This is a genomic window from Phyllobacterium sophorae (assembly GCF_003010965.1).
In the GTDB taxonomy this organism is placed as follows: Bacteria; Pseudomonadota; Alphaproteobacteria; order Rhizobiales; family Rhizobiaceae; genus Phyllobacterium; species Phyllobacterium sophorae.
Genome location: NZ_PGGM01000012.1, coordinates 149,712 through 165,093 on the forward strand (window position 1 = coordinate 149,712; position 15,382 = coordinate 165,093).

Consider the following 15,382-nt stretch of genomic DNA (forward strand, 5'->3'; position numbering starts at 1 on the left):
TTGGGCAGCACCACGTGGTTATGCCAGGGGGTGCGCTTACAGGATTTTTGGCGGCAACAAATAAAGTGTCATGGCGAAAATCAGATACACCATCAACAGCAGCACTCCAACGAACCACGCGGAACGGCCACTGTTGGTGACTATCGTGGCCGTCATTGTGGCAATGAGCACCATGATGACTGCGCCTGGCCAAAACTGCAAGTCCATCGGCGCGGGGCCAATGACGTAACTAAGCAGCACCAGGATCGGAGCAACGAAGAGGGCGATCTGTGCTGCGCTACCCAGCGCGATGCCGACACTCAGGTCCAGACGATTCTTGCGGGCGCCGGAAAACGCCGAAGCCATTTCCGCGGCCCCCCCTACCAGCGCCACAACGATAAAACCCACAAATGCCGGTGTCATTCCGAATGTCACCGCCGCCTGCTGCACCGACTCGACGAACACTTCGCTGACGAGCGCTACCAGAACCGTCACGGCGGCCAACGCAGCAAGGGCCACATTTAGCGGCCATGGGGCCTCTTGCGAAGCGACCTGGTCTGCACCGCCGAACAATTCGCGATGGCTCCTGAGAGTGAAGACCAGGCCCAAGCCATAGGTGAGGATAAGAACAACAGACAGACCGAGACTGAGCTTTTGCATGAAGTCTGGCGCGGCTGCCACATCGACTTCGGCCAGTGCCGAGGGGACAATCATTGCGATTGTGGCCAGAAAGAGCAGACTTGCCTGCAGACGAGCGTTCACGTGATTGTAATCCTGCACATGGTATTTCAGGCCGCCAAGCAGGAACGATGCACCCAACATGAAGAGCGTGTTGGCGACGATAGCTCCCGCCACGGAGGCCTTCACCAAGGTGTATTGGCCCAGTCTTAGCGCGGCCAGCGCAATAATCAGTTCAGTCAGATTGCCCAGCGTGGCGTTGAGAAGGCCGCCAACCGCGTCGCCGGTCTTGGCAGCGACAGATTCGGTCGCATGGCTCAACAAGGTAGCCAACGGAATGATAGCCAACAGCGAAAGCAGAAAAAGCAGGGTGTGTGCCTCGGGTAGGGCCCTTTGTGCCACAAGGACCACCGGTACCAGGGCCAATAGCCAAAGGACGGGGTTGTGCCGGATTTCCTTCCATAAATGCCCCATGATAAACCTCATGCTCCTCCAGGCGCGTTGACTGGCTGGCGGGTGGAACCGGCCAGGCCGGTCGTCGTCCAACTGGAATTTTGCGCCGCGTTGAGCGCGAGTCCTTGGTGGCGCTTGCCATGTGAACGGGCGTGCATTGGGTGGACGCTCACTCGGTGCGATCAATGGCTGTCGCCCGCAGCGCCTGGACGCTGACTGCCGCAACGAGTCCGGTCAAGACAATACCTGCAAAGCCAATCACGATGGCCAGAATGCGCGATGAACTATGGCCCGGGGCCAGATCACCGTAGCCAATGGTGAGCCCGGTAACAAAAGTGAAATACAGCGTGTCGATCACCCGCCAACCTTCTATTTGTCCAATCAAGAGCCCGCATCCAACCATCACCACAAGAACGCCGGACAGGATTGGCCAGATAACCCCAAGCTGGTGATAAAGCTCTCGAAAAAAGATGCGTCTTGTTTGCCTCGATCCCATCGGACCCTACCTGAGAAACGAAAGCCGTTCGGCTCATCAGCAGCACAATGACCACGCCGAACATGGTTAGCGGAAACATTCGCATGCCCTGGCAGACACATTTGCCCACTATACCCGCACTGTGCTGACCTGTCTCAAGAATTTCGTCAGCGTGGGAGCCGCCAAAACCGGGGCGAACGGTGGCTGCAACGAAGTGCGTAGGCGCTGGAAATCAAAATGGCATTCGGTCAGAAACTGCCCCCCAACGTTACGCGATTGCCTTGCGCCCCTCGCGACGCTTTTCGGTTCTGTTGTCCGTTCCGGATCGTGACATGGACGAGTGGGCCAACAATGGTGGGTGACCGGTCAAGGTGAGTGGGCATGCAGATCAAATTGATCGGATGTGTGTCACATCAAAAAAACTGCAAATACGTTATCCCAAAGGAGGGGCGGCGAACGTTCATCCGTCACGTCGGCCCGTCAGGCGCGAAGCGGCAACAGTTTTCTGGCAACATCGATGAAAGCGCGAAGCTTGGGCTGGGACTGGGCACGTTGCGGAAAATAAAGGAAAAGCCCCGGTGTGGTGGGCAAGAAGGGCTCCAGAACACGCTCGAGCAGTCCAGCAGCCAGCTCGGGCTCGACCGCGATGTCTGCGACGTAGGAAAGGCCAAGTCCCGCCTTGGCAAAAGAGACCAGCAGTGCGCCATCGTTGACAATAATGGCTCCTGGCGGATCGACCGAGACAGAACGCCCGTTGCGTTCAAATTCCCATCGATAGAGCGCACCCGAGGCCGGGAAGCGGTAGCGTATGCTCTCATGACGGGTCAGGTCTTCAGGCGTCAGCGGGCGGCCATGGGCGGCCAGGTAGGAGGGGGCGGCGACCAAAGACCAGACGATATCGCGCGTCAGTCTTATTCCCACCATGTCGCGTTCGACATATTCGCCAATGCGGATGCCGGCATCGAAACCGCGTCCGAGCAAGTCGACCGTTGCGTCTTCGACCGCCACTTCGACCGCAATCCTCGGGTGAGCGCGTCGAAGCGCCGGCACCACGGGGTCAATAACAAGGGGCACTGCCATGCGCGGCACCGTGAGGCGCAACAGACCCGATGGCTCATCTCCCATCGCGCCGGCAGCTTCGATGGCTCCCGCAATGTCGGCTGCCGCGGGACGCACGCGCGACAACAAGGCGGCCCCTGCTTCGGTGAGGCCAACGCGGCGTGTGGTGCGAACAAACAAAGGTGTCCCTAGCCGCCCCTCCAGGGCCTTGACTGCCTGGCTCACGGCCGCTGGCGAAACGCCCAGTCGCGCGGAGGCAGGTGTGAACCCGCCCGCATCCGCGACGGCCAGAAAGGCAGCCAGACCGGAAAATGGGTCACGTGTGATGCTCATGATTATAAAGCTACACTAAATAGTTTTCAAAGATACCTGGGATTTATCCCCTCAATAAAATGAGACTATTGTTCCGGGAGTTTCCTGTTGGAGGATAAGCGATGACGAACAGATCTGGAGAAACGTTTGGGCGGCGTCAGGTTCTTGCGGGCATGCTGGCGACCGGCACGCTGGCGGGGCAGGATCTCATAACATCGGCAGCAGCCCAAACACCGGGTGCCTTTGTGGACAAAGTGGTTCTCGTCACCGGCGCCACGTCCGGCATCGGGGCCGCAACCGTTGCAGCTTTCGCCAGTGCCGGCGCTAGAGTCGCCTTCAATGGAAGACGTGACGCACTTGGTAAAAAGGTGGAGGCAGACGTTCGCGCTGCCGGTGGTGACGCCATGTATCTTAAATCGGACGTGCGTGACGCTGGCCAGATGGAACAGTTTGTATCCGATGTGGTTGCGCGTTACGGAGGCATTGATGTCGCCTTCAACAATGCGGGCATTGACTTGCCGCCGGCGCCCATTGCCGATACCGATCTTGTGGGTTTCGATGACCAGATCGCAACGAACCTGCGCGGTGTGTTTGTCTCGATGAAATATGAGATGCCGCATCTTGTGCGTTCCAAAGGCGCCATGATCAACATGGCATCCATTGGCGGTCGCCATGCCTTCCCCAATATCGTTGCTTATGGTGCCTCGAAGGCCGCGGTCATTCATATGACGCGCGCAGCGGCGCAGGAATATGGCCGCAACGTGCGCATCAATGCGATCGCGCCGGGCGCGATTGAGACCCCGATGCTTGAGCGCGTGCGCCGGGACTGGAGCGTTACCAACGAACAACTCGTCGCCCCTTATCCGATGCGCCGGGTCGGTACGCCCGACGAAGTCGCAGCTTTGGTGCTGTTTCTCGCGGGTGACCAAAGTTCATATCTCAGTGGACATGTTATCGGAATTGACGGAGGTGATCTTCCTTGAAACGGCGCATGATAGCTTTTGAATGGTTGTGTCTGCAGGCAGCGCTGCATCTTGTTGGAGAGTTGCTGGCGCCGCACGCCAGCACCGCATTCCGGCCTAGTTGACCTGCGAATCCGCCAACGGCACTTTGTCTAATCGCAAAACGCCATCATCATCTTTGTCAGCCAAATATCTCCGCTGCAGATTTCCCCATTCCCCGAAGACGTTCTGGCAGTTCGGGCAGCGAATTATGCTGTGATCCGTCAGCAGCCGCGGGGATACAACAATCACCCGGCAACAAACGCCGCATTCAAACTCCGGATACAGCTTCGCGTTCATCCTGGATGCTCCAGCTAAAGGATGGGACAATCTATCGACTCTTGGCTGGATTGGGAGTCGCCAATTGTAAGTATGGCTAACCAATTCATGTTAGGCGACCGGAGCTCTACATCATGAATGGACGATAAGCCGATTGTGCATCGGAGACTTGCCCAGTTGCGCGCAGCAACTGTGTGGTGTCGGCAGCTGAGCAGGGTTTTCCGAAATAGTATCCCTGGCCGAGATGGCAGCCAAGTTCGCACAGCTGTCTGACCTGTTCGGCCGTTTCTATTCCCTCGGCAACAACGCGAATATTCAAACGTGTGGCGATATCCATTATTGCCGCAACAATGATCGAACTTGGACTTTCCCGGGAAAGGCTTGCCACAAAAGATTGGTCTATCTTGATAATGTCTACCGGAAAGCACATCAGATGCGTCAGAGAAGCAAACCCGGTGCCAAAATCATCCAGCGCCACCAGAAGCCCTTTCTCTCGCAGGGCCCGGACAGCTTTTGCGACAAATTGATCCGTGCCACCCATGAAAACCGACTCATTCACCTCGAGCAGGATATGTTCAAGCGGCACATTCTTCTTGGCAAAGCACCCTTCAATCTTGTCTTGCAAACTGCCGTAACGAAAATCGCCGGTCGTTACATTGATACCGACATGCTGAACGGGAATTCCAAGATCAAGCCAGCCCCTGATATCTTCGGCCACCTGGTTCAGCATGGTTTCGGTGACCAGAGAGGCGATCTTGGCATCGGTGAATGCCGTTGCGAACGAGCCGGCGGAGGCGATTTCGCCGTTTGAATCCTGCATTCTAACGAGCGCTTCCAACCCAACGATTTCTGCCGAATCCAGGCGTGCGATGGGTTGATAATATGCAACAATGCGCTGCTCAGCGAGGGCAGAATCGACGCTGCGCACGACGTTGATGCGCTCAATGATTGTCGTTCTCAATTCCGGCCGGAAATGCACGTATCCGCCCCGGTCCGTCTCTTTCGCATGATACAGGGCAAAATCGGCATTCTGCCGCAGCATTTCGGCATCGGCCCCATCAGCGCCGAACAGCGCGCCTCCTATGGTGACACTCGAAACCAGCGTTTCGACGCCCAAGGCAATTTGTCTCTTTGTCCTGTGAAGAATTTCCAAGGCGGCCGCGTCCAAGTCATCGGCCGTCTTGCAATTGTCGAGAATGACCGCGAACTCATCGCCGCCCAGCCTGTAAGCAAAAGTCTGCGTTTCATCGGACCCGATCATGGTCGCCACACGCTTGATCAGGCGGTCACCTGCAAGGTGCCCCATGGTATCATTCACTGCCTTCAGGTGATCAATATCGACGAGCAGCAGGCCAAAGGGAGTTTTGGCAGCAATGCGTTCGCGCAGCATCGCGTCAAATCGGCTGCGGTTGGACAAGCCGGTTAACACATCGAAATATGCAAGCTTGTAGTTGCGAGCCTGTACTTCCTCATGCTCCATCGCGATTGCGCACAGATGAACACAGGTTTGTACAATGCGCTTTTCGAGCTCGTCCGGCCCTCTGGCGGACCGGTAATAGATGGCAAATGTACCCACCACACGCTCATCGCGAGACTTGATCGGCGTCGACCAACAGGCGCGCAGGCCAAGGGGCAGTGCAAGCGCCTTGAAATCCTTCCATAAGGGATCCGTTTCAATGTCTGACACAATGACGGCTTGGCCACGCCAGGCAGCCGTTCCGCATGACCCTACAGACGGCCCAATTTCCAATCCGTCCAGCGCCCTTGAATAGGTGTCTGGCAAACTGGGACTGGCGAGAGGGTGAAGACGGTTTTTGTCGTCGACAGTGAGGATCGAGCAGATGATCCCCGGCACCAGGTTTTCTATCCGCCGGCATAGAATATTGGCGATCTCCTCCAGCTTGTCACTGTAAGCAACAGCTTCCAGTATTTCATTTTGAATATGGAGCAGGAGATCGCTGACGCCAGGCTTCATATGTGCTTTCCGTTTTTAACAAACTCCGTGACAGTATTGCCTTTTTTGCCAAGGCCATAAGAACTAGCACTTTTCTATGAAAAAATCATGGACAAGAAACCATCGTCGCGTGGCGATTTCATTATCGGCGACCCGGAATTGTTGCAAACAGGTCAACCGGGGCGTTCGCCATTGCTTGCCTGCCTGAGTTGCTCAATATATCTGGCATGGAAACGGACATACCCGGCTTCCGTTTCCTTCAGGTGTGTTCTTATCAGCGCATGAAATTCCGGCAGCCGGTAAAAGGGCACGCCCGGATAAGCATGATGCTCAGCATGATAGGGCATGTTCCACGCCAGTTTGCGGATCAACCAGTTCGTGGTGGTGGTCCTGCTGTTTTCCAGCATGTTGGCGACAAAGGGGCAGCGGCCATGCTCGGCGAGGAGATAAAGGCGCAGGAAGGGCTGTCCCAGTACTGCAGGCAAAATCCAAACATAGACGAGGACGGCGGTCTGAAGGAAAACGGAAATCCCGATTATGAGGGCATATAAGATGAGCATCGTCTGAGCTTCGATGCGAACTTTTGCATGGCCCTTTGCCGGCACAAATGCATCGCGGCAACGGCCCGCAGCATTGATCGCAAGCGTCTTGATCTGCCCCCACCAGACCGTAAGCCCCGACAGATACACGAGATATTCGCGCAGCGTTTCCGGCTTGGGAAAGGCCAGCTCCGGATCGTTCTGCGGATCCTGCGTAAAGCGGTGATGAGCAAAATGGAAATAGCGAAACCAGTCGGATGGCAGCACAATCATGAAGCTGCACGCGCGCGCGACAATGTCGTTCAGCATCTGCGTTGCAAAGGCGGTGCGATGAATTGATTCGTGCAAAAGGGTGAACAGGAACACGATCAAAATGCCTTGTGGCAGCATGAGCAGCGGCCAAAAGGGCACCTGTACAGTGATGAGCCAGCCGAGCAAAACAATAGCGCCCCAGTGAACGGCGAGCTGAACAAGACCCACACTGTCTGATTTGGCCGTCAGACGGTCACGTTCCGCCGATGTCAGTGAAGCGATAATCGTCCGATGGTCCATAGTGCCGAGCCTGCCTGTGTTGAGACTGCCAATCAAGCATACACTATGCCAGTATTCGTCTTCGTTAAACGGTGTTTTCGGTAATCGGGGAAGATGCGCCTTTGGTATGAGCGCGTCTTCCCTCTGCCCCGGAAGCCTTCAAGGCTGCTCCGGCACGGCGCAAGGACCAGCGTTGATCTCTGCGGCAGCAACGCCACCCATTGGTATGCGATTTACGCCAGTGAGCGCACCTTTGGTTCGCGATCCCAATAGCGCCGGGCTGCCGCCTCAACGAAGTTGTCGTCAATCAAGACAACGCCCTGGTCCGGTTCTATCCCTGCCTTGTCGAGGAGTTGCTTGGCTTCCGGCCCATATCCGATGGCTTTAAGGTGCCCGAAGGCATCCATCACCCATTGGACGGCAGCCCCTTCGTTGATCAGCGTCCTTGTGGCGCCTTGAGAAAGAAGGATGGCAATGGCATCGAACAATTGCGATGGTGAGCCCATCAGCTGGCCGTCAGCTTTTACGATTGTGCCGTCCGCCAATTTCGCACCGCCAATTTTTGGAGCGACCAGAAACACCCTGGCACCGGCCGTTTGAATCGCTTTGGTCAGCTTGGCCAAAGCGGAAGCATCCGTGCCATCGGCAACCAGAATGCCAATGGTCCGTCCCTCGATCGTCGCTTTCATGTTGGTGTGAATACTCAGCGCAGGCGACGGTTCCATGTCGAAGGGTGCACGGGCAGCGGGCGCCTTTTGGGGAAGCGCAAGACCCAATCCAGCAGCAACACGTTTCGCCAGGTCTTCGTCGACATTTCGCAGATTGCCGACCATTCGTGGCGGCACTTGCGCCAAACCTACCTTTGAAAGTTCGAACACGAATGATGACGCAATGTGGGCTTGCTCTGATGGCTGTTGCGAGCGCCAGAACAGCCTTGCCTGGCTGTAGTGATCGGCAAATAGTTCGGCACGAACACGCAGCTTGTCGCCCTGTTCTTGCTGCTGTGAGCGTCCCTGGAATGTGCTGAACCCGCTCACAGGGCATTCGCGTGGGCCACCTTCTTCATCGTGCCCAGCGAGACTGTTCGGCTCGTAATTGGCGCGCCCCATGGGCACGTTCATCTGCATTTGCCCATCCCGTTGAAAATTCATGACGGGACATTTGGGTGCGTTGATTGGCAATTGATGAAAGTTTGCAGTGCCAAGGCGGGATTTTTGCGTATCGAGATAACTGAACAAGCGACCCTGGAGCAGGGGATCGTTGGAAAAATCGATGCCAGGGATGATGTTTGCCGGGCAATAGGCGGCTTGCTCGGTTTCTGCAAAGAAATTGTCCGGGTTACGGTCAAGGACCATGCGACCGACAATGCGCACCGGAATGATCTCCTCGGGAATGATCTTGGTTGCGTCGAGAACATCATAGGGTTGTGCATCGGCGAAATCCTGGTCGAACAGCTGAAGACCGAGTTCCCACTCCGGGAAATTGCCGGATCGAATGGACTCCCAAAGATCACGCCTGTGATAGTCATTGTCGGCGGCCTGGAGTTTGAGCGCCTCGTCCCACACGGTCGATTGCAATCCGAGTTTGGGCTTCCAGTGGAATTTGACGAAGGTCGACTTTCCCTTCGCATTCACAAGTATGAACGTATGAACGCCAAATCCTTCCATCGTACGGAACGAACGGGGAATGGTGCGATCCGACATGGCCCACATGAGCATGTGGGTGGTCTCCGGCATTAAAGATGCCCAATCCCAGAACGTATCATGGGCGCTGCCGGCCTGCGGGAAGGCTCTGTCGGCTTCCATCTTCACCGCATGGACGAGATCTGGAAACTTGATTGCGTCCTGGATGAAGAAAACTGGAATGTTATTGCCAACCAGGTCCCAGTTGCCTTCCTTGGTGTAAAACTTGACGGCGAACCCGCGCACATCTCTGGGGGTATCGACCGATCCCGCACCACCGGCGACCGTTGAAAATCGCGTGAATACCGGGGTTTTTTCTCCCGGGCGCTGGAAGAGGTCGGCTTTTGTAATATCGGAAAGGGATTCGAAGAGTTCAAAGAAACCATGGGCCGCCGAGCCGCGCGCATGGACGATGCGTTCGGGAATGCGTTCATGGTCGAAATGAAAGATCTTCTCCCGAAGGACGAAGTCCTCAAGCAGTGTCGGGCCACGCTCGCCCGATCGTAGACTGTTCTGGTTGTCGCTGACGTGGAACCCCTGATTGGTTGTCAGGTGATTGGTCCCCGTGTGCGTTCCCTTTTCAGGGACATGCTGGTGCGTTTCGCCGCCGGTTCCCCGATCGGTGTCGAAAGTATTATCGGTAGCCATAGTACCGCCCTCGCTGTTGGTGGAATGCAGTTTAACGAGGCGGGTGGGAGAAGGTTCCGGTTCTCTGCCAACACATGCCCGGCCAGGCAATTATTTTGACGTGGACAGGTTCAGTTCGTCTGGCCGTGTCTTCGAGCCCCCGTAAGGGACAACGTTCACCAGCTCATTTTGACGTAGACAGGTTCAGTTTATTTGGTCGGTAAGTCGAGGCGGCTCAGTGAGAGAATGAAACGATTGTCAGCGTCCCCCAACCCCTTGGTTCTTCAGGTTGCGCTGCCATGCCGGCAGGGGTCGAGAATACTTGAGCGTACCGTATCTGGGATTGCGCATTTCGACGGTGCCATTAGCAAGAACCCGATAGGTAATTCCCGACCTGGTTGTGGCAACATCTCCCGGTTTGCCTTCTCCATTCAAGAATTTGGCGAGAACGCCAGATGTGGCATCTGGGGCAACGTATTGAGCTTGGGCAGATGCTGACATCGACATGGCCGCCCATGCGCCTACTGTTGCAGATATCCAATTCCGTTTCATCGAAATGGCCTTCCAGTCTGATTGGTGGGTACACGGCATTGCCGGAACCTAATGTAGTCAGCGCGTTGAGCTTTTCTATATTTGCAGGGCAAATAGGTTGCATGCATTGACACGTCGCTTGTCAGCTCCGGCGCAACGGCGGCGGTCGCCACCGTTACCCATAAATTGGCATCCAGGATCAGCTCTTACCTGCTCTGGGCTGCGGCGACTACCAAGCCTCTGGATATTCCTGTTCCAGCGAGGCTCATCAGTCCTGTCCTTGCGATCGGGCGGCTTGTCTTAATCAGCATTTGACCGATGCGGCTGAGGCGGCTTGCGCCGGGACATGGAAGCATCCGAGCGCCGAGCTGCGCATGGGCGCGCTGGCGTCGGTATCGGCGGCACTGCGCTATGTGTCAGTATCGCCAACTCGTTCGAATGGTTTGCCAAGCTCTTCCACTGGTGAGGCTTGGCCTCATTGCGTCATGGAGGAATACATGCGGCCAAGCCTCTGCTGTGAGCGTCAACCCAGTCCGAGTCCCAGAGAGGATAAAAGTCGGGCCATTTCTGAACCCGTAAAATGTCCTCGAGGTCTTGCCAACAGTCAAATCACATTCCTGCCCGCTCGCGCTTTTTGCATTCCCAACGCACCAACTTGAGGCTGCTGATCAACGGCTCGCAATCACATCGTTGTCACAACCATCCTCGGGCTTTTGCGCTATAGTGTGGCTGCAACAGGATCGGACTTTCGGCTCGCCATTCCGTGCAGGCTGGGCTGGGTGCCGAAAGTTGCCTTGTTGGAGGAAACCACGTTTGTCCAGTTCATTGAAATTCCTTGGGATATCGGCCGCGATTGTGACGGGGCTGGCCCTCGCATCACCGATCGCTGCTGCCGAGGACAATCAGTCCCCCGGATCAAACATGGGATCTGGGATGATGGAGCACGGCGGCATGATGAACATGATGCAGCAGATGAGCCAGATGATGGATAGCTGCAATACGATGATGCAACGCACTCCCGACCCCGGAAAGTCGATTGAGCAGCCTCCCAGGAACATGCCGATGCATCCCGAGAAGAAGGGGTGATGAAAATGATGAAAAGGCGTGAATTTATATGCACGGGCATGGCGGCGATCGCCGTGACGCTGATCGCCAAAAAGGCAGGCGCGGAGCAGCGTTGGTCGATGACCGTTTATAAGGATCCCAACTGCGGATGCTGTAACCTCTGGTCCAAGGCCATGGAAAATGCTGGGTTCAGGGTCGAGCGGGTGGATACTGACGATTTGCCAGCCATCAAAAAACGCTTTGGCGTGCCCGCTGCAGTCGAGGGCTGCCACACGGCGATAATAGGCGGCTATTTCCTTGATGGCCATGTGCCGCTCGAAATGGTTAAAAAGCTATTGTCCGAAAGACCTGACATTGCCGGACTGGCGGTGCCTGGCATGCCCGTAGGTTCGCTGGGAATGGATTTCGATCCGAATGCCAGCTACGATGTCTACGCCGTAGCCAAAGGGGCAGAGCAAAAGACATCAGTTTATTTCAAGGTCAGACCCAAGAATTGATCGGCGGTGTCATTCAGAACGTCAATCTAATCCCCCGAAAATAGCTGCGTAGTGGTACGGCGGCAGTTCCTGTACTCGAATGGTTTGAAACCCGGTAGGCTCAACGACAGCTTGGAGCGCTTCTGGCGACATTCGCAGGTCCGATTTGGATCCTCGCGGTTGGTTGAGCACTATTGTCAGTTCCCGCGGAAGGGCGTGCCAATTGACAACCCCAAACAAGCCATTCGGTCGGATCATGGCCCGAATGGCTTCCATTAACCCGGATTGGTCCGGCACACCGTGAAACGTGTTCGCCATAAGAACATAATCAACGGATTCGGTGATATGCTGTGGGGCATCTCGCGCATCGGCACAGATCCATTTTAGGACGGAGGTGTGCAGTCGTGCCACTTCCGCCTTGGCCAGTTCGATCATTAACGGATCGAGATCGAGCGCATACACGTTTCCGACGAGTTTCGCGAGGGGAGCGGTGAAATAGCCGTCGCCACAGCATAGATCGAGCACGCTCATCTCGGGGATTACGCCAGGGCTTTGCACCACGTCACGTGGATCGGGCCACCTTAGTCCAAGGACTCGTCCAGTCGAAACAGGCTGGGTTCGCATTTCACGAGCCCAGCCGGAGAAACGCTAACTCGCTCAAGCAGGGATCAGAATGCCTATCGTATGAATCCCAACCCCGTTGCCTGTGTTTGTGGCCCCGTCCGTCTTGCCTTTGGCGCAAGCGTACATCTCGCCTTCTTTTACTTTGAATTCCCGATCTGGCTTCTTGATCGTGAACTCGCCCGCAGTGATGTAGCACAGCATGTCATTGTCCATCATGGTTTCCGGGGCCACCGCGCCGGGCTGAAACACGATATCGACCATGTCGATGCTCTTGTAGGCGGGGATGTCTGATTTAAATGTGCCCAACTTCACCAGTCTGACACCCGGGGCAATCTCCTCGCCATCGTTTTTGCCGTATTCTTTGGTCTTGGACAACGCTGGACTTGCGAATGTGAGCAGGGGTGTTGCGGCGGTCGCCGCCAGACCGAGTGCCAATGCCGATCGACGGTTCATGTCTATCATGGCTTCCTCCCATATCTATGATGCAGGATGCACCGAAGAGAGGAGTCCATACCCCGCGAAGCGATGTGTCAAAACAATTTAGCAGCCCGCAAGCATGGGCCGGTCCGTCGGAGCAACGAGATTCCGATGCGTGAGGCTTGGACTTCTAAACAGCTCGTGGTCAAAAAGAGGTCTGGCAACTGTGTGAAGCAAAGTCGGATCCCCAGCCTGTTGCTGAGCTCGCGCCTCGTCCGACTGTCGGTGCAGGCAACGGTTGCAATCGGAGACGATCGACCGATCGCTGAAGGAGGCCCAAAAAGTCTGCGCTTTTTTCCTCTGGGGAGGATCGGCGCGAGACTCCCGGGACCAGCGCGGGGCGGAGGAGAGTCAAGCATCGGATCCTGCTGGAATAGTGTTCCTTGACTATGGATTCCACAATTAGTTTTTTGGCCCAGCGCTAGGTGGCCCGGGCTTTTTGTGTTGACGGCTCTAAACGAGTGCAGTGATCGCCGGTTGCGGAGCGCCCCGCAACCGCTTCGATGGTATAGCCGATTGGTTATCTTTCGATGATGTGCACGACCTTGCGGGTCTGGGGGTCGATCAGCACGGTGCGACCGTCCATTTCGACGTACTGATACCTGGTCGGGACTGTATTTTCGGCAAGTTCGCCCGGTTTAAATATATCCGGTATGATCGCCCCGAGTACCAGTTCAAAGTTGGACGGACGTTGGACGACGACGGGCTTGGTTTTCACATATTCGCGGATTACAGTTTCCTGCTCGGGCGTGACCACAACAGTCTGGGCAACCGCGACAGCGGTTCCAGCAAAAAGGATGGTAGCGGCAATCGTGCTTCGGAAAGTCATATCGGCCTCCTATTGTTTATCGTCATTGTACAACCGCTGTCGGGCGAAAGGGTTCCGAAATCGCAAGCAGTTCCTATTGATGTGGTGACATTACTTCGCCTAAGCCTTGGATATAAAACTGAAATTCATGGCTCTCGATAGAGAAAGGCTTGTCTTTGTATACAGCCGTATCGTTGATGAGATAATTTCGCCCGGCGCCGTTCAATCGGTCACCGGGCTTTTTTGTGATTTCGTGGAAGAGTTTTCGCGACCTTCGATCCCTGGCCAAGGGATAGCACTTGCCCACCTCTGCAGCTTTCCGGGTCGGCGGCGAGCATGGCGTGGTGTCGACATGGTATACCAGCCTCCCTCGCAGACTCGATAGGGTAACGCGAGCAACCGCAATCTGCGACCGCGCAAAAAAACGGCGTGCTTGTGGCACACCGTCTAATTTTCGAGTCCTGAATTTACGGGGGCGGAAATCAGGAGCTCAGCTGACCTGGAATTCAGCAGTGAATCAACCAACCAAGACCGATTTCGTTCCGTCTTTGTACGCTTCCGCACATAAGTGAGAGCTTCAGGGAGAGGGAACAGCGGCCAGGCCTCATGTCAGGGGATGATTGTCTGACTTGATAAGTCTCGAACCGTGCCCGCCCACAGTCAAATCACATTCCGACCGGTTTAAGATCGACGTCCCGGCTTGCTCTTGTGCCAGCGCTCCAGCTTTCCGATCGCGGGAGGCCGTGGCGTGGTATCGACATGGATACCGGCTTCCTCGCAGCCTCCACAAATGCCACCCGAGCAACAGCAGCCGGACATTCGCCAGCCAGGCACATCACGAAAATTCCTTGGAGTTTGTCAGCTTCGGCCCGCGTCATCTGGCCAGTGATCCAATATGTATTTGGCTGCGTCATAAGCGCAATCAATAGCAACGGCCTTACTGCCCTGCAGCACTGAGACCATCTTAACGGTTTATAATCTTCCATCGCCAAGAAACGGTAGCAGAATGCGTCAGTTCGGGCATTAGACCCTTAGAACTGGTCAACCATCGCACAAAATTGAAGGTCGCTAAGATTTCGCTTCGGAGGCCAAGGAATCCTGGCGCAGCAAAGTGATTCCCAACAATACCGTTTCCTCGTTGACCGCCCTCGACGCCATGATGTTTTCATCACGCACACCCTGATCGAACAGCCTCATAACTGTTCGGGCAAGACGGTCAGCGTTTTCATGGGTCTTTGGACAGCGATGAAGCATCTCAGATGCCGTGGTATGGGCACGCTGCATGAGGTCCCAATCTTCAGTCGAATAAGCATTTTCGGGTGATCTACGGAGCATAACGATCCTCCCATCGCATAAGGCGGGAGCACGTTCCATCTCTCAAACGCCAGCGGCCGTTACATGCCTGGCGACTTTGGCATTGTCTGCCAGTGGACGATATAAGTCAATTGAACGGCAATAGCGCAATGGATTCCGGGGTTTGCAAGCAGTCGCTCCCTAGCGGTGGAACCGATATTGTGTGCTGACGTTTCAAAGGATGGAGTTCATTTATTTTCCCCGGTCAAATTGGTGACCGGAGACCGAAACAAGTTGCGAATCGTAAGTTCTGTCCAGGACGCGTGGAAGTTACTTGCAGAGGAATGGCCGCCGGGTGAAACAACCCTACGTCATAAAGCCCTGACTATTTGCGCCCTTGCCCTTCGAGGGAAGGCTGGCGCGGACGTTGCCCGGGAGGTTTTGATTGTAGCGGCAAAGAAGCGGGCATATTCGCATCGGCCATGTAATGCCAATTGCTAGTTTGCCAACAGGGAACCAACGCCATTGGACCCGGTTGC

Annotated in this window: 15 protein-coding genes; 4 read left to right on the forward strand and 11 right to left on the reverse strand. The window is 55.7% G+C overall.

What is annotated here, in order from left to right; all coding sequences use genetic code 11:
- Positions 1-36: 36 nt before the first annotated feature.
- The 3 genes from cax to CU103_RS22475 form a co-directional block, all read right to left on the reverse strand.
- A complete protein-coding gene (cax, locus tag CU103_RS22465; RefSeq protein WP_106666257.1) occupies positions 37-1,131 on the reverse strand; it encodes a calcium/proton exchanger in 1,095 nt (364 codons plus the stop codon).
- A gap of 148 nt (positions 1,132-1,279) precedes the next feature.
- Positions 1,280-1,606, reverse strand: a complete 327-nt coding sequence (locus tag CU103_RS22470; protein WP_106666258.1) for a potassium channel family protein — start codon at positions 1,604-1,606, stop codon at positions 1,280-1,282.
- Between the two features lie 459 nt (positions 1,607-2,065).
- On the reverse strand, positions 2,066-2,977 hold the full coding sequence (locus tag CU103_RS22475; protein ID WP_106666259.1) for a LysR family transcriptional regulator: 912 nt from the start codon (positions 2,975-2,977) through the stop codon (positions 2,066-2,068).
- Positions 2,978-3,078: 101 nt separating this feature from the next.
- Between CU103_RS22475 and CU103_RS22480 the strand changes: the two genes are divergently transcribed.
- Positions 3,079-3,939, forward strand: coding sequence for an SDR family NAD(P)-dependent oxidoreductase (locus CU103_RS22480; protein ID WP_106666260.1), 861 nt, complete (start codon positions 3,079-3,081; stop codon positions 3,937-3,939).
- Between the two features lie 96 nt (positions 3,940-4,035).
- Here the strand turns inward: CU103_RS22480 and CU103_RS22485 are convergent, their stop codons facing one another.
- From CU103_RS22485 to CU103_RS22500, 4 genes are all read right to left on the reverse strand, one after another.
- Entirely contained in the window at positions 4,036-4,257 is a 222-nt protein-coding gene (locus CU103_RS22485; RefSeq protein ID WP_106666261.1) for a hypothetical protein, read from the reverse strand.
- A gap of 106 nt (positions 4,258-4,363) precedes the next feature.
- Positions 4,364-6,211 (reverse strand): putative bifunctional diguanylate cyclase/phosphodiesterase, encoded by a 1,848-nt coding sequence (locus CU103_RS22490; protein WP_245448947.1) that lies wholly within the window; start codon positions 6,209-6,211, stop codon positions 4,364-4,366.
- 152 nt (positions 6,212-6,363) lie between these two features.
- Positions 6,364-7,281: a fatty acid desaturase family protein gene (locus CU103_RS22495; protein ID WP_106666262.1), complete on the reverse strand. Its 918-nt coding sequence runs from the start codon at positions 7,279-7,281 to the stop codon at positions 6,364-6,366.
- Positions 7,282-7,493: 212 nt separating this feature from the next.
- Complete coding sequence (locus CU103_RS22500; protein ID WP_106666263.1) at positions 7,494-9,590, reverse strand: catalase; 2,097 nt, start codon at positions 9,588-9,590, stop codon at positions 7,494-7,496.
- 1,323 nt (positions 9,591-10,913) lie between these two features.
- Between CU103_RS22500 and CU103_RS22505 the strand changes: the two genes are divergently transcribed.
- The gene (locus CU103_RS22505; protein WP_106666264.1) at positions 10,914-11,186 is read left to right on the forward strand and encodes a hypothetical protein; all 273 of its coding nucleotides are present in this window, start codon (positions 10,914-10,916) and stop codon (positions 11,184-11,186) included.
- 8 nt (positions 11,187-11,194) lie between these two features.
- Positions 11,195-11,662: a DUF411 domain-containing protein gene (locus CU103_RS22510; protein WP_106666344.1), complete on the forward strand. Its 468-nt coding sequence runs from the start codon at positions 11,195-11,197 to the stop codon at positions 11,660-11,662.
- A 21-nt stretch (positions 11,663-11,683) separates the two neighbouring features.
- Here CU103_RS22510 and CU103_RS22515 read toward each other — a convergent pair whose 3' ends face one another.
- The 4 genes from CU103_RS22515 to CU103_RS22535 form a co-directional block, all read right to left on the reverse strand.
- A complete protein-coding gene (locus tag CU103_RS22515; protein WP_106666265.1) occupies positions 11,684-12,265 on the reverse strand; it encodes a class I SAM-dependent methyltransferase in 582 nt (193 codons plus the stop codon).
- 33 nt (positions 12,266-12,298) lie between these two features.
- Positions 12,299-12,727 (reverse strand): hypothetical protein, encoded by a 429-nt coding sequence (locus CU103_RS22520; RefSeq protein WP_106666266.1) that lies wholly within the window; start codon positions 12,725-12,727, stop codon positions 12,299-12,301.
- Positions 12,728-13,262: 535 nt separating this feature from the next.
- Positions 13,263-13,571, reverse strand: coding sequence for a DUF1236 domain-containing protein (locus CU103_RS22525; protein ID WP_106666267.1), 309 nt, complete (start codon positions 13,569-13,571; stop codon positions 13,263-13,265).
- 1,047 nt (positions 13,572-14,618) lie between these two features.
- Positions 14,619-14,885 (reverse strand): hypothetical protein, encoded by a 267-nt coding sequence (locus tag CU103_RS22535; RefSeq protein ID WP_106666269.1) that lies wholly within the window; start codon positions 14,883-14,885, stop codon positions 14,619-14,621.
- Positions 14,886-15,116: 231 nt separating this feature from the next.
- Here CU103_RS22535 and CU103_RS32875 point away from each other — a divergent pair, with 231 nt between their 5' ends.
- Positions 15,117-15,344: a DUF982 domain-containing protein gene (locus CU103_RS32875; protein ID WP_425350637.1), complete on the forward strand. Its 228-nt coding sequence runs from the start codon at positions 15,117-15,119 to the stop codon at positions 15,342-15,344.
- Positions 15,345-15,382 lie beyond the last annotated feature (38 nt).